Raw genomic sequence first — 19154 nt, 5'->3', positions numbered from 1 at the left:
CATGGGCACCCGACCGGAGCCCTGACCGGTGGTGTGCTGGCGGTGCTGATCCTGGCCCTGACCGATGGCGCGTCGCTGCGCGAGGCATTGGCCGCCGCCAAACTCCTGCTGCGAGCCGAGCCCGGTTTTGAGGAGACGCTGCGGGCAATCGAGATGGCCGAGGAGTTAGCCGATTCCGGTTTACCAAATGAAGAAGCCATTGCCCGGCTGGGCCAGGGCTGGATCGCTGAGGAGGCCCTGGCGATCTCCATCTATTGCGCGCTGGTCGCCCGAAACTTCAAACACGGCGTGATCCTGGCGGTGAACCACGATGGCGACTCTGACTCGACTGGATCGATCGCGGGCAACCTGCTCGGCGCCATGCACGGCGTGAAGACGATTCCCACCGAGTGGCTGGAGCCGTTGGAGTTACGCGATGTCATCACCGAATTGGCGGAAGACCTCTACGCGTTCAAGGACTGGGAGATCGGCGAATACAGCGACAACGAAGATCTGAACCAGCGGATCTGGCGCAAGTACCCAGGATTCTGAGAGGGAGCGAACTGGCATGGGCAAAATTGATGGCATCGCCCGGGGTGCCGAGCAGAACCAAAAAAAATGCGGAACTCCCCCAGATGGACACCGTGGCGTCCATCTGGGGGTTTCTCAGCACGGGCACCTTCCGACGCCTACCGAACATCGATTGCTGGCCGCCCGGCTGTCGGGAGAAGGCAGCTACAGCCACGCCCTCTCTGCCAAGCTCACCGTCTGACGTCCACCCACGATGACGTGGTCAATAACTCGTACATCAACCAACGCCAACGCGTGCTTGAGCCTCGCCGTAACGACCCGGTCTGCGGCAGACGGTTCCGGGTCCCCTGACGGATGGTTGTGAGCCAGGATGACCGCGGCTGCGTTTAGGCGCAGGGCCTGTTTCACGACTTCCCGGGGATGCACCTCGGCACCGTCTATGGAGCCGTAGAACAGCTCCGTGTAGCTGATCAGGCGATGCCGGGAATCCAGCATCACTGCAGCGAAAACTTCGCGTTCTGCCCCGCCCAACTTGGCCAGGAAGAACTCAGCGGCGATCTTGGGGTCGCTGAAGCAAGTGCCCCGTTGCATCTTGGCGTCGACGATCTGCTTGGCCGCAGCCAAGACGGCCTCGGCATCCGCGGGGGCATAGTGTTTGGTACTGCTGCGCACGTAGAGGCCCAGCACCGGTTCGTCTGTCATTTCGTGATCTCCAATAAGCGGAAAGGGCGCTCGCGCGCCCTTCGGTGGTGGTCAAGGGCTGGCGCCTGTGGTCGCAGCACCTGGTGTGCCAAGCCGTGTCAGCCGGTCCCGAGTCGGGCGACCTTCTCCTGTAGGCGCGCGCGTAGGGCTGGCGGCGGGGCCGGCTGCGCCCGACCAGGCTCGCCCTGCTCGGCATCGGGATAGAACTCCTCCACGAGGGCCGGCACGTCCTCCTCCAGCTCTTCGAACGCCCCATTGGCGAATCCACGTCGGGCCGCCTCATCCAACGCGCTCTGGTCGACCCCGGCCGCGCGTCGCCGCGCGTCCAAATCGCGGGCATCGGCAATGGCCTGTTCCAGCGTCATGCCAGAGCGCACCACCAGATCCACGTAGTAGATCGGGGCGCGGTGGCTCATCGTCGTTGACTTGCCCCGCAGCTTCAGCTCCAGCGGCATGCACGCCAACAGCCCACCGGAGACCGCGCTGTAGTACTGCATCCGTGCCGCCAGCGTCCGGATCGTGTTGAAGGAGGTCGTCCGCAGCACGAAGCTCCCCAGCGCGTCCTCGTCGGCATCGCCCACCAGGACGTTGAGACGCGCGTAGGCCTTGCAGTCGCCGGCCGCGTAAGGGCAGCCGGTCGGCCCCGGACACGGCAGCGAGGCGATCCCCTCCTGGGTAGTCCGCCGGCAGGTCTCGCCATTACCGACGCACAACGGGCGCCCCGTGGCGCGATCGAACAACGAGTAGTCGGCCCGGAGGTTGAGGCTAGGGTCGTTGAACATCAGCCGGACGGGAATCGAGCGCAGCTTGCCCCCGGCGGCCTGGCGCAGCACCTCGTCCTGGGGGTGCAGGATCCAGCCGTCCCGGTTCTGGATCTGGCTGGTCAGGGTGAACTGGTCATCCTTCTCCGGTAGGCGCTTGCCGTTGCGCTCGACCACGCGCCCGATGGAAATCCGCCCGACCACGGGCGGGGTAATCACAAGTCCCTTCAACATGGTGTCGCCCTCTAAGGTGGGTTGGGGGTGTCGCTGTGGACGGCCAGAACGAACCGGCGTGCGCCGGGACGCACAACCGAGTACTGGGCCGCGATCTCGGGGCGCTCGGCGGTCAGCCGCTTGGCGTCGAAGGACGTGCCGTCCTTGGCCCGCCGGTAGGTGACCGAGCCATTGGCGAAGATCGCTTTGGATGCATCGCCCATGGCCTGCTGGATTGCCTGCTTGAGCGTTTCGGCCCTTTGCTGCTGGGCATCGAGCTCCGAGCGCAGCCCGGCCAGCTCGTCGAAGACCTGGCAAAGCGCCACATCGCCCGTGAAATCCAGACTTGTGTCATTACCGGGATACAGGTGACGCAGGGCCCGGGCGGCCGACTCGCTACCGTCCGCGGCCGGCGGTGTGTCGGTCTCGACGCACTCCCAGAAGCGGGCCTCCAGCACCACCAGCCGGGCGATGATGTCCTCGTCCCGGACGATCCGGTGGATCTGCAGGTCCTGGCCACAGAGCAGAACTGCCACGTCCGCGGCATGCTTGCCTGTAACCGCCAATTGGTGCTGGACCTGCAGCTGGACGTACTCGGGCACCCCGTCCTTCCACAAGCGCGACCCGAATTCCCCCGCGGTCTTGCACTCCAGGATCTGGACGTCGGGATCGCCCACGACCTCGCGGTCGATGTTGGCGAGCATGAACGGCAGGGTCGGATGCTGGAGGACGGCATTGAGCTTGCGAACCTTGCGGCCCGTCTTCTGCTGATAGGCCACGGCCACATACGGCTCCAGCAAAGTGCCCCAGTAGCGCGGGTCGTCCATGCCGGGCGTGTCCTCGGTGGCCGGCTGCCGCCCGGTCTTTTCCAGCCACAGCTCCAGCTGGCTCTTGTAGGGGTTCAGGCCCACGGCCGTGGCGGCATCGGAACTGCCGATCCCGCCCCGACGAACTTCCAGCCACTGCCCGCGGTCGAGCGTGCGCGTGTCGACCAGGCGCAAGGCATTCTGCTTCTTCATGTCGATCTCCCAAAAAGAAAGCGCCCGGCTGTGGCCGGGCGCTATGGCGTTAACGATGTTGGGTGAAGGGGCTAACCGGACGGGGTTGGCAACCCGGGCGCGAGAATGGCCCGGAGGATCGCTTCCGCCTCAAGCGGGTCCCCTCCGGCCAGCAGGTGCCGGCCGTAGCGCGCCCCGAAGGGCCCTGCGACCTCGTAGCACCACACCAAGCCGTTCTCGTTCCCGCACTCAAGCCACAGGCGATGCAGCAGCGGCGCTTGGTCGATGCAGGCCTGGATATAGCCCAGCTGCCCCTCGAAGCGGTCCATCGCTTCGCTGCGGGCCGGCCATGCCTCGAGCGCCTGTGATGCGCCCAGCGCGACGTAGGCGACGTCCAGAAGGTCCTGGTCTTCGCGGGGAACGTGCCAGGGCTCGGCCTCCCGCTGGAGAGCCCTGCCGGGCCGACTCACGACACAAGCCCCACCAGCTCGTCCCACGCCCGCTGTTTGATCTGGGCGCCCTGCCCGAACCAGGCGGCGTCACGCCGGTGGTCGTCGCTGCGCGCCCGGCGGTGGTGGTCCACGTACTCGGTGACGCTGTTGAGCAATCCCCAGGCCGTACCCCGACTGGAAGCCAGCTGGGCTCCGCGCCCTCCGCCCTCGTACAGCGCCCGCGCCGCGGCGATGGCCTGCTCGTTGGCCACGGTGTTCTTGCCGTCGGACCCCGTGTAGGTCAGCACCCGCCGCAGCAGTCCGTCGACCGAGTCCGGATCCACCGGACGGTCCGCCAAGGCTTTCATTCGGGCCACGAACCCGTCCCAGGACGACACCGTGATGCCCAGCTGACGTTTCACAGACTCGGGGTCGAACTGGCTGCGGTGGGGGACCTTGACCGCCCCGTTACCGTTATCCAGGGCGACACGCAGCGTGTTGTTGCAGACCACACGGACCGAGGTGAACTGAGCCGTCGTGGCCAAGGTGCCGTCGCAGGCGGTCGCCAAGAGCAAATAGCCATCCACCCGATCCCGGCCCTTCAGGCGCGTGCTCTGGCCCGTTCGGGCAAGCGCCCAGAACTTGCGCCCTTCCCGCAACACGCCGGCGGTGTCCAGTTCGAACCCATGGCAGGCGGTCAGGTTACGGTAGAACTCCAGGATCTCCCCGGGCTGGACCACGTTGAAACGCCTGCCCACCACCGCCAGCGGCGCCCGGGTGTCGGAGCGATAGAGGACCTTGTGTTCCGGGAAGGCATTGATGATGCCCAGGCTGGACCCGCCGGTGATGAACCGGACCTCGGACTCCTCGATCTGCCAGTCCATTCCCGCCTGCTTCCGCCAGGTCTCGATGGGCTGCTGCGGCGCCAGTTTGTTGCCAAGGCCGTGCCAGGGTTTGTCCCCTGCGTAGGCCATCGTTTGTACCAAATGCATGTCGGCTCCTTGTTTGAGCGGCACAAAAAGCAAAGGCCCGCCGGTGAGGGCGGGCCTTTGCGTGCCGATGGATCGGCTAGGTGAGATCCCGGTCGCGCTTCTTGAGCAGGCCGGCAAGAATCAGCGCGGCAAGCGTCAGCAAGCTGACAAGGGCCTCCTCGGCGTCATCGCGCATGGCTTTGACCTTCTAGGAGCGCTGGGGACGTAGCGCCCGGCCGTGAAGTAAGGGTTTCCCTGCTTCATGAGGGTGTTATGGGTTTGAAAAATCGTTGAATCGGTCGAGCGCACGCCGTCCAAAGATGCGGCAGCGCACTAATGCCCTATTGAAAGCTGTCGGCTTTGACGAGCGTGCAGTCTGAAATCCCTGCACACGGCGTCGCCCATCAATCGGAAATCCGGAGCAGGACGGATCGCACGACCCTTTTGGAGGGGGCGCAGACCGATTCGGGCGGTGGTCACATCGGAAAGTAGTGATCTGCAATCGAGTTCCCAACGCCCAGCGTCTCGAGATCGCCCCGGGCCTGCCGAGTGCTCCAGCCAACTTCGATGCCCTCAGCGCGGAAGGACCGACATTTGGGCCTGATTGGGCGGTCACGTTAGTTCCCGGCAAGGTCCTGACCACCTGCTTCCGCGCTCGGCGGCGCGTGTCGCCCAGCCGCTCCCGCCCTTCGCGGATTTCCGCTCCGGTTTCTTCGGAAGATCCGCATTTTCCGCTCCTTATACGTCATCTGCGGAAACAGGCATCGTCGCGGTGGACAGGCAAGGGGCCTGTCGATCCACCGAGATCGCTTTATGAACCATCAATGCAACTACTCAATCCTCACGACCTATTCGCCGGACACCGCAAGTGGGCGACTCACCCTGCCGTCGACGCGCTCCATGCGAGTTCTGCGCAAGAAGGATTTGGCGAAGAAGCTCTCTTGCTCCGAGAGCACCATCGATAACCGCCTGAACCCGTCAAGTCCGTGGCACGACGAAACCTTTCCGCGCCCAGTTGCGCTCGGGGCTGGCGGCTCGCGCAGTTCCGCCAAGGGCTGGATCGAATACGTCATCGACGAGTGGCTGGAAAGCCGCATGGAGGACGCGCGCCGCATGTAACGAGCTCACTAAGTCGACGTAGCAAGTCAGCGCACAAAAACCCCAGCGCGCCTGGGGTTTTTGTTTTCAAAAGCTGGGAGAAGCGGGCCCCATCGGGCTCGTGCGAATTCCGGTTTTTATTCTATTAGTTAATCAATCAGCACATAGCAGAGAAGAATTCACATGAATGAGATCAGTCAGACCACCTCGTACACCCCGGCAATCGCCTTCGACTGTGACCTGCTCAAGGAGCAGGTGCCCAACCTTTCCATCGCCCCCGAGTCTAAGGCTACCCTGGTGCCCTCGGCAGAGCGGGAACACCACCTCTTCGTACGTAAGACCAGTCAACGCTACGGGCACACCTATGTTGGGCAGGAGCACAACTTCATCTACTGGCTGCTCCGAGCAGAGAAACTCGTCGATGCCATCGCCCGGAGCGATGATCAGCCGATTGAAGTGACGCACGATCGAAGGGGGCAGCCGTGGTATCAGCTGACCAAGATCGGCAAGGCATTCTTCAATGTATGCAAGGGCTACAACCAAGACAGTGCGGAGTACTACAAGCACCACCGCTTTAATCCTCCCCTGACCGTTATGCTGAAGGTCGTCGACCAGTGTTCGCCTGAGCTCTGGGCTCACACCCGTAACGGCGATCCGGTACTGATTGATCCACGAACGCGTGAGATTCTCGAGAACGCGGCTGCTTCCATCCGCGCATCATGTCGGAGCCAGGCCTACAAGGACGAAGTCGACAATTACAAGCGCAACGAAGAGAAGAACATCGCCAGCTGCTGCGAGTATCTGGCAGCCCAGTTCCAGCGTCGTTCGCAGCTGCTGATCCTACGGGTTGATCTCTACTTCCGCCCGGCGTTCAAGGGCTGGGGCTACACTCGCGAAGCGGATGGCCACTACGCGAGGTTCCTGCGTGCTCTGCGCGAAAATCGAATCGTTCCCGACGTCCTCGGTTACATCAGCAAGCGCGAGGACGGGATCGATCGTGGCATCCACTTTCACGTCCTCATTGTCCTGGACGGGCACAAGCACCGTGATGCGGCCAATCTGACCCGCATGGTCGGAGAGGACTGGGTCCGCCGCTGCGGCCATGGAGAGTACGAGGATGGGGTGGATGTCGGCGAGACGGGCAAGAAGGCCAAGGCGAGCTATTTCAACTGCTACACCCGGACGGACCAGTACCGTTTCAACTGCCTGGGTCTGATCCATCCGACGGACACTGACAAGCTGCGCGGCTTGCGCCTGGCGATCGAGTACCTGTGCAAGGAAACCACGCAGCTCAAACCCAGCCCGCCGAAGTCCCTGGCAGGCGACGAGGACGCCGACACCGCGAGCAAGAAGGGGATCCGCAACCTGCGCAAGGGAATCATGCCGAAGGGTCACAGCGGCCGTGGCGCGCCCAGGAGCAGCGGCCTGGACACATCAGCCATTGATCGAGAGTTGCTGAAAAAGTGACCTCAAATCTTGCTTCCAGACGAAGGGCCGGCTTGCCGGCCCTTTCTCTTGACACGCCCCGGGGAGCACGCAGGAGCCGTGGTTACGCTGCTAGGAATCTAGCGAACCTCAGCGGAGGCGCCCCGAAACAAGCACAACGTACCCCCAGCCACGATCACGAACACAGTCTGCCAGCGTCTCGTCGATTGAGTCCGGCCGGAACCGCAGGACCGCGCTGACTTTCAGCGAAGCATTCGGTCCGCCGACTACATGTTGCTTCGCAAGAAAGCCGACCTGTGTCAATTGTCCTGAACTCCCTCGATGCATGAAGGACTTGAACGCACCGCCCCCCCGCCCGCCAAGCACGATTGGATCACCTATCGCGACTTCAGTCTCGATATAGCGCTGACACTCATCCGGAGTTGGGTTGAATGCGTTGCGTTGCATGGCCCAACCGAGCGAGACATCCTCCATTGAACCGATCAACACCTGGCCGTCTGTGCGCAGGCCGTCATACGGCACAGGATCCTTCCTTCCCCAGCTCCGCTCGCGATCACCGCGGTAGTACGTCAGATTCCTCTTGGCCCGGGTCATTCCCACATACAGCAGCCGCGCCTCTTCCGCGGCATCGCCTTGGAGATCCGGTCCCAGTCGATCCCACCCTGCAACGCCGAACTGAATCATCGACGGCAGAATTACTACGTTGTCGAACTCAAGCCCCTTCACCTTGTGCAGTGTCGAAACTACTGCCGTTGACGCTTCATCTACCGTCCCCAGCAACCGCACGAGTTCATCGGTTCTCAATTCATCGACAAACTGAACGAGCGAGGAAAGATGGGGGAATGAACGCTCGCGGCAGCACAGCTCCCACAGATCGTCCAGCGTGACGTCGGACGTAGCCGGCCTGGAGTATTCCGGAACACCTCCAGCTTGCACCGTCCGGTTGAAGATCTCTCGCCGCAAATCCTCTGAAAGTGCGGCGTCGCCTTTGGCAGCCGCCTCCCGAAGATGGTCCAACCAGATCGCCACGTGCCGTAGATCGGCTACGCGCAGATTGGCGCCCCCTTGCACCCTCAGTCTCGGCTGCCCCTGGCTCAACAGCCTGTGCGCTTCAGCGACCTCAGCATTCGAACGACAGAGCACGGCAGTCGACTCGCATTCGCGGCCGGCCAGCTCCGTCAGCAACGATGCGGTGCTTTCTACCGCCTCGCCCCACGTTCGGCCGCTCCACTCGATGGCCTGGCACGCCCCTTCCGGCGCTCCCATGCGTGGTCTCAACCGGGATGTCTTCAGGCGCCGGGAGCGGCTCGTGCGCTCGAAGAACCCTGAGATCATCAGCTGGCTGCGCTCGACGATGCTCTCGCCAGATCGGAAATTCACGCCCAGCAGAAACTCCTGGAAACTGCCTCTCCCGAAATCACTCGCAAACTTATCAAAATACTTCTCGGAAAACTGATGAGCACTACCATCATTCTTCCGCTGCCAGCGCAGGATGTCCTGGTCGTCATCACCAATCACCATGACCCCTGCCCGGGACCCGCTGCCGGCGTGGAGGTTTTTGATGACCTGATACACGTCATCCGTCACGTCCTGGAATTCATCCACAAGGACACAACGTGCGCCGCCGGCTACCCTCTGGGCGAACAAAGGATCTTTCGACAGCCGACTGGCAAAATCTGACAGCAGGGTTTGCATATTGTTTCTAGTAATCTCAACCCCCTCCCGCGCCAGGGTCCGCATGGCCAAGGAGTGGAAGGTCGAGACACGCAGGCGCCCTGCGTAGGCTGCATAGCCCAGCGACTTGAATAGCTCGCGAATCCGTCGCCTGATCTCAAAGACGACTGCGCGGTTGAACGCAAGCACGATGATTTGCGAGGGATCGATGTTCTGCTCCCGGATCAAGTGCGCGATTCTTCCTACAAGGACAAAGGTCTTGCCAGCCCCTGGACCCGCGTTGACCATGATGTGCTGGTCGAACGGTGCCTTGACCACCTCCCATTGCGCCGATTCCTCCGAGACCCTGAATCTCTCGAAGAACTCAACCGCTTTCGTGGCTCGGAGTTTTTCCTGCATCTCTAAGAGCAAGGTGGAGGGACCGTCCGGATCCTCGCTGACTATTTCACCGAGTTGCGAATCAAGGAAGTGCCTGATCGCAGGCCCATCCGCGGTATCGAAATACCCTTCTATGAAGGCCGGATGGGCATCGGTGTTCACGTTTGCGAACACCTCCATTGCCAGATTTCGTGCCTCTGCAAGTTCATTGACCTGCCTGAGCTCGTCCCAGATATCCGACTGATCCTCAAGCCTGCCATTGGCATCGGACACCGCTACGACATGTGACAGCGGAACCAACTCCGGCGAAATGCTGACAAGGCTCATTGCCGACAGAAGCCCCGTCACCTTGTTCAAGTCAGATTCGCGGAAACGGCCGTCATGGCTTCCGGCACGTAGCTGATCCACAATCTTCGAAATCGGGATCGATCTCTGGTTGACGACGACCGCGAACAGGGACTTCGCCCCCTGCAGGTAACGTTGCCGTCTGGAATCTGCTTTGGACCATGACGCCCGCGGAAGCACTGCCTCCCAGATGACTTTATCGTCGGCCCGAACCAGTTGGCGAAGCTTGACTCCGGATGCACGCGCAAGGCTTCTGAAGCCGTTAATGAACAATCTTTCATACATCCGGCGCTTGTCATCGCCGACCCGCGGCCCCTCTACGTCCTCGACCATCTCAAACGGATTGAACTCGATTCGTCCGTTCTTCGCGAGCCGGCGTATGAGTTCGGCTACTCCGCCATCGACGTACTGGAAGAGCTCGCTGATCTTGGTGGATGGCTCAGATGCAAGCTTGCGCGGAACAACGTCAATCTCGCGATTCAGCGATACAGCCCCACGCTTTTCGAGGTCGCCTAGGACTGCCAGCACATCTCCCATCGACTTGATCGCACTGCTGCGCAGCTTGATCTGGGAGAGATTGAGAATCACCGTCTTTGCCGTGGCGGCCTCACCGCTCGACAACCCGGCGTGTGCGGGACGTGGGCTTGGAAGCGACCGCGCCGGAGTTCTTGCCGAGCCATCGAATAGCATGCCCACCGTGTCGGACAAGCTGGAAAACAGCCGTCCGAGCACGTCGATCGTGCCGCCGAGAAGTCCTGCCGGGGTTGGAGAAGCGCCAAAAACGGAGCCGCCTCCAAGGGATGCACCTGCAAGCGAAGTGTCCACCGAACCAATTTTAAGAATCAAACCGGCTACTTCAGCAGCCAAACCATCCTCCTGGGATATCCGCTCAAGCGAGGACGGGTAGGCAGTCACCTCAATCAGATCCGGGACGGAACCGCACAGGCGGACGCGTTCGGCCCGTTCGAGCCAGTACAGCCCCATTCTGACTCGCGTCGCGGCCGCGCGTCTGGCGGCCGGACTTTGCCCCACGGGGTTCTGTGGCGTGCCGTAGCCCTCGGCAGGAACGATCGCGAGCTGCTGGCCATCCACCTGGTATGCGTGCTCGCACACCTTTTCGTGGAGATCCCTGATGATTGGAAGGGATAGGGCGCTGCGCGCCCGCAAACCCCGGATCGACTCGAAGTCCTGATCCGAGAATAGCAGCGTGGCGGAAAGCTTTTCGAGCTGCGCATTCTTACGCTCCCGCTCCCCGCGCCCGATCCGGCCAACCTCCTGCAGGTAGTCCTCGATGTATCCCGGCGGTGCAAGGTGCACGACCCAATGGATGTCCGGAATATCCATGCCCATGCCGAAGGCCTTCGTCGCCACTAGGACATCAAGGTCACCGTCAAGAAAGCGCGTGTAGATCTCTTCCCGCGAGCCTGCATCCAAGCCCGCATGGTAGTAGTCGACCTGACCGCTGGTGGCCCGGGCAAGCCGCTGCGCCACGACCTCCGCGTGGTATCGGCTGGATACAAAAACTATGACGGCACTACGTTGACCCGTCGACGCCCGGTTGCGCCGTGCCGCCGATACGGCTTCTTCGATGTGAGGCAGACGCTCCGCCAGTGCCTTGTCAAAGTTCCGCCGGTCGTTGAGCATGCCACGCACACGACGCGGCTCAACGGCAATATGCGTTCGCAATGGATTGGAGAACGAGTCCGGCCTTGCCAAGAGCGGCAGTGGAGATCCCGTCTCTCCGGAATCTCCGGACATGACGGCCTGCAAACGGACCCTGTCGGACGCGGTGATCGTTGCCGACAGCAACAGGAAAGGCGTCGGCTCACTCAAATCCATTGCACGACACATGCGCAGCAACAGATTCAGCGCATGAAAGTAGTCCGGCCTGAACTCGTATCCCCACTGATTCACGCAATGGGTTTCATCCACTACTACATGCTCCAAGCCTTTGTCAGCTTGCATGCGTTTGTGAAGCACATCGAGGAAAACACTGCTGCGTGTCCGCTCTGGCGCGACATACAGCAGCACGATGCGATGATCGAGTACGCCCTGGATCACTTCGGCGATCTCGCTGGGCGGTCGATCACCGCTCAGATAGTCGACTGACTCGGAGAAACCCTGCTCCCGCAGGCGCTCCACCTGATCCCGCATCAAGGCCTTCAACGGCGAGATGACCAATGTCAGCCGTCTATTGCGTAGGCCACGGCAGAGCGCGGGAACTTGAAACAGCACCGACTTGCCCTCGCCCGTCGGCAACGAGACGAGAACATTAGCGGAGCGTTCGCAGATGGCTTCCATCGCAATCTTCTGCGACGGCTTGAAGCCGGTGACGCGATTCCCACCGCCCCCGCTTCGAGGCTGCCAGTTCGCCACCAGGAAGCGTTCCATAGCCTCGATGCCGGAAGGAGCCACCTCTCGCACCAGCTTGAACGGCGACAACACAAGCTCCAACCGTTGCGCCTGCTCAGCCAGGAATGGCGTCTCCACAAGCTGGAACGAGTCCGCCAAGTTCGACAGCCCCTTGGCCATGTCGCCCACGCGCGGATCAATAAGGATGGTGGGGAGCTGCGACGCTGACAGCCCCACATCGGCCATCCATCCATGCAACCGGGCCCGCAACAAGGCAGGCGCAGACTCAAGTACAGCAGCGCCACTAACGACGGTGGCGCCGCCCGCCTTCTCGGTCTTTTGCCCAGAATCACAACCTGCCTGCGCGGCAATGCGCGTCTCCGCACAGGCATGCCACTCCTCGATCGGCAGTGCCTCGACCACAGGTTGCAGCACCACGCCTGCCGACTGGGCAAGCGATTGCCAGACGGGCCACTGGTCGACCACGTCGACCAGCGCGAGGCCACCACTCGAGGCGCGAAGCATGTGTTCACGTTGGCTGCGGTGTTCCGGTTTCACCTCACCAAGCCCGATCTCCGCCAGCCCAACTGTCAATAGATCACGCAGCGCCTCGCTTTGGGTACTCGCAATCAGGAGAATCGGAACGGTTCCCGCTCCAAACGTCGCCACTTCTTTGAACGTACGAAGCACCTCGGCCCAGTAGCTGCCCTGGTCCTCGGCCCGCGGATGCAACACGTGATGGCGCCGCGTTGCAACCTTCGGACGGCATGACGGAACCGGCGCGCCCTCGGCACGAACTATCGCCGCATCGCTGACGGGGAGCGTCGTGAATGCAGCCAGACCTCCTCGAGAGTCGAGCACGTGTGCGGCACGGTCGACGAGCAACCATCGCAACGCAGATCCGGTTTCACCGATACGCATGAATGGCGCTGCGGGCATTTCACCCAGCATCTGCGCAACATCGCTTTGCGCAACCTTCCGTCGATCGAGCACGAGAACATCATCGCTGAGCCCGGTCACCACGCAGGACGATGGATCCCTGCTGGCCCACCAGTCAACGCTGGCGGGCAACGACGCGATACGCCAGCCCGAACCGGCCTTCGGCACTACGCACGCCATGTCGACCGCCGACCGCAGGCGGGCGTCACGTTCAAGCAGCCAGACCGGAATCATGTTCCGCCGCAGCGCGATGCCCTGCGCGGCAGCCTGCTCCCCAACAGCCACCAGGACCCGAGCAGCCGGGTCGGACGCGGCGTCTGCCGGCAGGGCCTTCTTAAGCAAGGCAACGTCAACTTCCCGCCACTCGGCCGCCAGCCCTTCGCTGGGGTCCGCCGAGACCACCGACGCGCCCGGAACCCAGTCGATCTCCCCGAGCCTGCTCTCGGGCACGACGACCAGCTTCGCAGGCGAGCTTCCCTCCGCGGTCATGAAGCCCGGGAACTCTCGGGCAAAATCGCGGACGCCCCGCTGGGCCTCAATGACCGCATCCAGCAGTCGGGCAGAATCGGTGAACTCGCCGATCAACACCCTGCGTGCAATATCTTCAGGCAGGCCCTCTAGCTGTCGCTTGAACCGCTGCAAAGTGTCAAGTGCATCCCGGTCCGCATGATGCCGCCCACCGAGCGCGTGCGACGCCGCCTGCGGCTCCAGAAGGTACCCGATGAGCAACGTGTCCCAGATCAATGGCACCGAAGTCGGCGCGATGTAGCGGGCAACAATCGGCCAGTCCCATGCCAGGGCATTGTGACCTACCACCAATGGCGCAGCGTGGACTCGCTGCCCCAGGTCGGCCATGGCCACATCCAGGTCGGTCCCGCTACGCTCATCGTGAAGAAGGCTGGCCTGTCCGTTGCGTGCGCAGCCGATTTCCCAGATGCGCTTACCGTCGGTTTCCAGGTCAAACGCCAGTGACGCAGCGGTAAGCAGCGTCCTTGCACGTGATGGTTCCTGTTGGAGTTGCTTGTCCAGCCCTGCCGGATTCTTCCGCCACCCTGACACCAGAGAAACCTGGCGCGCGGCTGGAAGTCGATGAAACAGCGAAACCGATAGATCGAGATTACGGTCCGCCCACGCTTCAGCCTGTACTTCGGACAGCAATCCGTTACGCACGATCCTGTCCAGCCAAGCATCGATGAACGCATCCCGCGGGATGTCGTAGGCCAGGAAACGCGTTGCCAGCTCGACCTCGGATGCCTCGGCTCCTGGGAAACAGGACTCCCAGTTGCCACGCGGTTTCGACAAGGCCCGGCTGAGCAGGTGCCATTCAAGGAGGCGGGAGCGGGCGTCCGGAGAAAGCCTCTGGCGTTGAATCCACGAGGGGTCTGGTGTCCCCAGCACGGCCAGCTGTGCTGGCTCGAACACTTCCAGCATCCGCGTGAACGCGCAAGCCGGGCTGCCTGGCGACAGGCAGGCAGCAAACTGGTAGTGCGACTTCGCCAGCCGGCTACTGACCTGATGTGCTTCCAGATCAGCCGGCGACATCTCGGCCAGACGTTCGCAGACGACCTGTCCCAGTACCTCGTCTTCCAGGTCGGTGGGTGCCGGCGCATTTCCACCCCACGGCTTCGCGTACCACGCTGTTTCAAACAGGCCCCACAGCGCATCCCGCGGCAACTCACCTAGGCGCTTGCGCCGCAAAGCGTCCACAGATGTCTGATCCGTGGGCGCATTCCCTAGCGAAGCTGAAGAGATTTCGACGGGCGCCCACAAGACTGCACCCTTCTTGGGCTCGTGTGGACGCCGTGGGTCGCTGCCCGTAATGAAAAGCACCTGCGATCCCACAGGGGGAAGCTTTCTTCCGTCAGGTAGCCGGCCCGGATATCCCCTGAAGTGGAAGAACACGTCCTCGCGCGCGCCACCAGAGATGAAGCCGAAGCCCCGTTCTTCGTCGAGCCTGGCCACAGTTCCGAAGCGTGGCAGCTTCAAGAAGAGCATTCCCTCATCAGATTGTGGCTTCTTACCAGATCCTAGCGGCCGACCACCGGTCTTGGAATTGGTCTTCCTAGTGTCCACAACCTCTCGCTCGGTCGGCTGTAAGCCCAATGTCTTCAGCTGGTCGGCCAGCGTGCTCATGATTGTTCATCCCCTTGCTGGCACACACGCGTCTCCCAAAGTCTTGGCGAAATGGAAAATGACCGGGTGTGCGCGTTACCCATCCCCGGCTTGGCGTCACCCTCGATCGCTGCGGATGTGCCTAAAGTCGCTCTTGTGCTTGTTGCGCCGGTACTTTTCACCGGTGATGAAGTAAACCAACGACTGCACCTGATCACTGTCTTCCCGGTCAAAGAAGCCAAGACCAACCAAGAGATCCACCAATTTTTCCCGATCGCCGCCGAGTCCTGGTTCCTTAGCACCACTCCAACGGCAGGCGGCATATAGGAGTTTTCTGAGCTTGTGATTGATGAAATCCTGATCGAGGAATGTATCCGCCGGAACCTCTACGGCCTCTTCGGGAAGATCAATCTCCCCAAGGCCCTCGGACGAATAGTTGTAGCCGGGGTTGGCGAGCGTCGCCGCGAACTCATGCCGACCGTCGTTGAAAGGCTTGGGATTCTTCTTGTAGCCGGCATTCAACTCTCGAAATTCTGCCGCAAGCGATGGCGCATCGATCTCACTGCGCGCCCTCCCTCGATTTCGATAGGCTTTGCGGAGGATCTCGTATACCAATGACGACGAATCTTTCAGCCCATAGGGGTCATCCGGCGCATCTCCACAGGCTGGCACAAGCACATCCTTAGCAGTCGGCGTGCTTTCCAAGGCGTCACTAAGTGCGGGCGCCTCAACGAAAACATCCTTGAAACTGACCCCGTGAAGAATGTACGAATACTGGCTTCTGATGCGATTCAACGTCTTCACGACCACAGGAGCACCCGAGCTGGCATCAAACTCGGTTGGCACCTTGTCGGCGATGGCCCGCTCGGTGGGCAAGAGGAAACCCAGCAAACCCTTTCGATACTTGAAATCGATTGAGGGAATGCCATCGTGCGTCAACGCGGATTCCAGACCTCCCGCACTGAATTGGTGCAATGCGATGGGGGGATATTCGAGAACGTCACGCAACTGCGATGTATCGAGCTGCAAATACCGTATCTGGGCCTGATTGCCATCAGCCCGCACGGGACCTTGGGTTGACTTCTGGGGCCACAGAAGCTGGTACCCAGGAGGAAAGGGGTCAATGGAGAGAAGGCTGACCCGAAATCCCTTCGGGACCTTGACGTAGAACCTGTCGTATCCAGCCTCAAGGAGCCTGTGAACGAACTCAACAGGGTCGTTCCCGTCAAGCATGCTGGCTAAGGGCCGGACTCGAATGGCTGGCGATTCAGGCGTCATGCGGCGAGGCATCCTTCTTGGGCTTCTTTGCAGGTGGGTGAACAAAGTCGGCCCAGGCCTGCATCATCGGACGACGTTGCTCCAAGAGATCTGTGCGGTGGTAGGCGGCCTCGACCTTGTCCTTGACCGTATGCGCCAACGCCCGCTCTGCCAGGTCACGGGCATAGCCTTGCTCGCTGCACCAGTCGCGGAAGCTCGAGCGGAAGCCGTGGGCGGTCGCAATACGCCCAGGCGTGTCGCTCGGTGCGTTCGCTCTCCGCAACAAGGCTGTGAGCGTCATGTCCGACATGACCGAACGAGCCTGCACAGAGGGAAAGACAAGTTCGTCGTGATGGCCTTCCTGGCGCCTGAGCAGCTTGACGGACTGTTCCGACAATGGCACTCGATGAGGCTGTTTGGCCTTCATGCGAGCAGCAGGAATCGTCCACAGCTTCGCGCGAAGGTTCACTTCCGCCCACGTCATCCCGCGCACCTCGCCGGAACGACTGGCATTCAGGATCAGGAACAGCAAAGCATTTCGCGTGACTTCGTACTCGCCAGCTCCTGCAAGTTCTGCTTTCACGAACGATGGAAGCTTCGCCCAGGGCATTGCTGGCTGATGCTCCTGCCGGACAGACTTTCCCGGCTGCAGCGGAAGCAGATGTGTTACGACATCGACCGGGTTGGCTTGGTTAAATCCGTGCGCCCAACCCCACGCCATTACCGCGTGTAGCCGTTGCTTCACGCGACTTGCCGTCTCTGCCTTGTCGAGCCAGATGGGGCGGAGGACATCCGCAACGTGCCGCGGTTGCAACTGGTCGATGGGAAGGGAGCCAATCCGTGGAAACGCGTACTCAGTCAGCGTATTAAGCCACTGCTGTGCGTGCTTGGGATTCTTCCACCCGGGCTTTAGTTCCGCGTGGAGTAGCTCCGCTGCTTCCTGAAAGGTCGGTGTCTTCGGCTTAGCGTGGTCAGCCGCCTTAACCTCCAACGGATCCTGCCCACTCGCGATCTGCTCGCGCATTTCTCGCGCCAGTTTACCCACCAGAGCAATCCCAACTTCGGGGTAGGCACCCAAGCCGGCGTTGCGTCGCTTGCCCGTGGCAGGACTGACGTAGCGCAGCACCCACTTACCCTGCCCCTTCTGTGAGGGCGACGGATGCAGCGTCAGGCCAGTTATGCCTCCGTGCGGGACAGCCTGACCGCCAGGGCTCAGGCTGCGAGCCTTTGCATCCGTGATCAATCCCATGTCCTTCCTCGGCCCCCCTGTTTCCGGTATGCCATCGAGTATGCCATTTGATGTTTGCTTCCTTTAGGTGTCGTTGGGGTCGATTGGTACGCAGCTGTAGCTAAGTTGCTGAACCGCGTGCTAGAATTTTCAAAGGTTGAGATCGGCTGGGCCCCGTTGGGCATCGCCCGAGCAGTCCCTCTCTCCGCCAGATAACTGAAAAGGGCTGCCCGAAAGGGCAGCCCTTTTCAGTTATCTGGCGCGGGATGCGAAGTGCGCTGCGCGCGCTTCGCCCCAAACGTTGCTGCGCAACCTTTGGGCCCCTCCCTTTGCCTGCCTCTCCCCGCCCCTGTCGGGGCAGCCCCTCAACAGAGGGGCTTGTTCCTCCAGATGCGTGACATGCACCGGCGGAGGCACGGCGATACCCGCCACGGCTGTCCCGATGCGTGGATATCCTCTCACTCCACCCATCAGTAGATCCACGCCATTTGTGGATGCGCTTGATCGCTTCCGCACATTGATTTGGCAGCCTCAAACAAAACTGAACGAAACCTGAAAATTCGCTATCGTAGGCGCCTTCATCCAATGCCGCCCATCGCCCATGAGCTCGACCGACCACGCTCACGCCGCCTGCGAGAACTGCGACACCGCCCTGCATGGCCATTACTGCCATCGCTGCGGGCAATCGGCGCACAACCCGCTCAAGCATGTCGGCCACGCCATCGAGGAGGTGTTCGAATCCTTCTGGCACCTGGACGGGCGCATCTTCCGCACGCTGCGCGACCTCTGGGTGCCCGGCCGCATCGCGCTGAACTACCTCAAGGGCCGCCGGGTGGGATACGTACAGCCACTGCGGCTGTTCGTCATCCTCACGCTGTTCACCTTCTTCGTCGGCAAGCTGTTCGTACACGTCGACGATTTCGGTGTGGGCGGCGGACGCGACTCGGTGTACGCCAAGGCCACCACCGTGGAACAGGTCGAAGCCGCACGCGCACAACAGCTGGCGCTGATCGACCAGCAGCAGGCCAGTTCCCCCGCCACCGGCAACGCCGGCTTCACCATGGCGAGAGCAGCAGTGAACGCCGCCGCCGCACAGCGCAAGGCAGAGCTCGAGGGCACCCGCACCGTCGCCCCTGCTGAAACCACCACCGGCGGATACGGCACCTTCTTCGATCACACCGTCAACGGCAAACCGTGGGATGCGGACAGCAATCCCATCGTCCTCGACGGTTGGCCGCAGTTCGCCAACCGATGGCTCAACAAGCGCCTGCAGAACGGCAACACCAACATCAAGCGCATGGGCGGCAAGGCTGATCTCTACATGCAGGCGATCCTCACCGCACTGCCGGGCGCCCTGTTCTTCCTGATGCCGGTGTTCGCACTGGTGCTGCGCATCGCCTACCTCCGTCGACCGATGGGCTATCTCGAGCACCTGGTGGTCGCCCTCTACAGCCACTGCTGGCTGATGATGGTGCTGCTGGCAACGTTCATCGTTGCTGGCATCGGCAACGCCTTCGCTTCACCGGCGATCGCCACGCTCAGCCAATGGTTGTATGCCCTGCTGTGGCTGGCGGTTCCGGTGTACCTGCTGTGGATGCAGCAGCGCGTGTATGGCGGCAACAAGGCGTTCACCGTACTGCGCTACCTCGCCATCGGCGGCGTGTACCTGTTCCTGGTGACCTTCGTGGTGATGTACGCGGTACTGGCGGGCATTTCGGCCTGAGGGGAGACACGCATGG

12 protein-coding genes are annotated in these 19154 nt (G+C 61.8%); 4 read left to right on the top strand and 8 right to left on the bottom strand.

The features are described from left to right. Positions 1–531, top strand: a 531-nt coding sequence (locus N7590_RS05410; protein WP_279935223.1) for an ADP-ribosylglycohydrolase family protein, incomplete at its 5' end; no start/stop codon positions are given. A gap of 183 nt (positions 532–714) precedes the next feature. Here N7590_RS05410 and radC read toward each other — a convergent pair. The 5 genes from radC to N7590_RS05385 form a co-directional block, all read right to left on the bottom strand. Continuing rightward, positions 715–1212 (bottom strand): DNA repair protein RadC, encoded by a 498-nt coding sequence (radC, locus tag N7590_RS05405; protein WP_197650558.1) that lies wholly within the window; start codon positions 1210–1212, stop codon positions 715–717. Positions 1213–1310: 98 nt separating this feature from the next. After that, a complete protein-coding gene (locus N7590_RS05400) occupies positions 1311–2207 on the bottom strand; it encodes a hydrolase or metal-binding protein (RefSeq protein WP_088024709.1) in 897 nt (298 codons plus the stop codon). An 11-nt stretch (positions 2208–2218) separates the two neighbouring features. Beyond that, a complete protein-coding gene (locus N7590_RS05395; RefSeq protein ID WP_088024707.1) occupies positions 2219–3205 on the bottom strand; it encodes a lambda-exonuclease family protein in 987 nt (328 codons plus the stop codon). A 71-nt stretch (positions 3206–3276) separates the two neighbouring features. Next, a complete protein-coding gene (locus N7590_RS05390; protein WP_046429159.1) occupies positions 3277–3654 on the bottom strand; it encodes a hypothetical protein in 378 nt (125 codons plus the stop codon). Then, the gene (locus tag N7590_RS05385; RefSeq protein ID WP_088024705.1) at positions 3651–4607 is read right to left on the bottom strand and encodes a DUF932 domain-containing protein; all 957 of its coding nucleotides are present in this window, start codon (positions 4605–4607) and stop codon (positions 3651–3653) included. The genes N7590_RS05390 and N7590_RS05385 overlap by 4 nt, the downstream gene beginning before the upstream one ends. A gap of 792 nt (positions 4608–5399) precedes the next feature. Between N7590_RS05385 and N7590_RS05380 the strand changes: the two genes are divergently transcribed. Together N7590_RS05380 and N7590_RS05375 are read left to right on the top strand one after the other, a co-directional pair. Beyond that, positions 5400–5705: an AlpA family phage regulatory protein gene (locus N7590_RS05380; protein WP_046429154.1), complete on the top strand. Its 306-nt coding sequence runs from the start codon at positions 5400–5402 to the stop codon at positions 5703–5705. Between the two features lie 162 nt (positions 5706–5867). Beyond that, positions 5868–7151 (top strand): inovirus-type Gp2 protein, encoded by a 1284-nt coding sequence (locus N7590_RS05375; protein WP_088024704.1) that lies wholly within the window; start codon positions 5868–5870, stop codon positions 7149–7151. Between the two features lie 108 nt (positions 7152–7259). Here N7590_RS05375 and N7590_RS05370 read toward each other — a convergent pair whose 3' ends face one another. From N7590_RS05370 to N7590_RS05360, 3 genes are all read right to left on the bottom strand, one after another. Continuing rightward, on the bottom strand, positions 7260–14951 hold the full coding sequence (locus N7590_RS05370; RefSeq protein WP_088024702.1) for a UvrD-helicase domain-containing protein: 7692 nt from the start codon (positions 14949–14951) through the stop codon (positions 7260–7262). 96 nt (positions 14952–15047) lie between these two features. Beyond that, complete coding sequence (locus N7590_RS05365; protein ID WP_232460606.1) at positions 15048–16208, bottom strand: hypothetical protein; 1161 nt, start codon at positions 16206–16208, stop codon at positions 15048–15050. Further along, entirely contained in the window at positions 16198–17436 is a 1239-nt protein-coding gene (locus tag N7590_RS05360; RefSeq protein ID WP_043033702.1) for a site-specific integrase, read from the bottom strand. The genes N7590_RS05365 and N7590_RS05360 overlap by 11 nt, the downstream gene beginning before the upstream one ends. A gap of 580 nt (positions 17437–18016) precedes the next feature. Between N7590_RS05360 and N7590_RS05355 the strand changes: the two genes are divergently transcribed. Beyond that, the gene (locus N7590_RS05355; protein ID WP_164240584.1) at positions 18017–19138 is read left to right on the top strand and encodes a DUF3667 domain-containing protein; all 1122 of its coding nucleotides are present in this window, start codon (positions 18017–18019) and stop codon (positions 19136–19138) included. Positions 19139–19154: the final 16 nt, after the last annotated feature.

This window comes from Stenotrophomonas sp. GD04024, assembly GCF_029837545.1.
Classification (GTDB): Bacteria; Pseudomonadota; Gammaproteobacteria; order Xanthomonadales; family Xanthomonadaceae; genus Stenotrophomonas; species Stenotrophomonas forensis.
Note: the sequence above shows the minus strand (reverse complement) of the source record. Positions and strands in the feature narration are given on the sequence as shown.

Bases quoted from the DNA above. Each gene is read 5' to 3' on its own strand.
- N7590_RS05365 (WP_232460606.1), bottom strand. From the start codon at position 16,208: ATGACGCCTGAATCGCCAGCCATTCGAGTCCGGCCCTTAGCCAGCATG.
- radC (WP_197650558.1), bottom strand. From the start codon at position 1,212: ATGACAGACGAACCGGTGCTGGGCCTCTACGTGCGCAGCAGTACCAAA.
- N7590_RS05360 (WP_043033702.1), bottom strand. From the start codon at position 17,436: ATGGGATTGATCACGGATGCAAAGGCTCGCAGCCTGAGCCCTGGCGGT.
- N7590_RS05400 (WP_088024709.1), bottom strand. From the start codon at position 2,207: ATGTTGAAGGGACTTGTGATTACCCCGCCCGTGGTCGGGCGGATTTCC.
- N7590_RS05355 (WP_164240584.1), top strand. From the start codon at position 18,017: ATGAGCTCGACCGACCACGCTCACGCCGCCTGCGAGAACTGCGACACC.
- N7590_RS05380 (WP_046429154.1), top strand. From the start codon at position 5,400: ATGAACCATCAATGCAACTACTCAATCCTCACGACCTATTCGCCGGAC.
- N7590_RS05370 (WP_088024702.1), bottom strand. From the start codon at position 14,951: ATGAGCACGCTGGCCGACCAGCTGAAGACATTGGGCTTACAGCCGACC.
- N7590_RS05395 (WP_088024707.1), bottom strand. From the start codon at position 3,205: ATGAAGAAGCAGAATGCCTTGCGCCTGGTCGACACGCGCACGCTCGAC.
- N7590_RS05375 (WP_088024704.1), top strand. From the start codon at position 5,868: ATGAATGAGATCAGTCAGACCACCTCGTACACCCCGGCAATCGCCTTC.
- N7590_RS05385 (WP_088024705.1), bottom strand. From the start codon at position 4,607: ATGCATTTGGTACAAACGATGGCCTACGCAGGGGACAAACCCTGGCAC.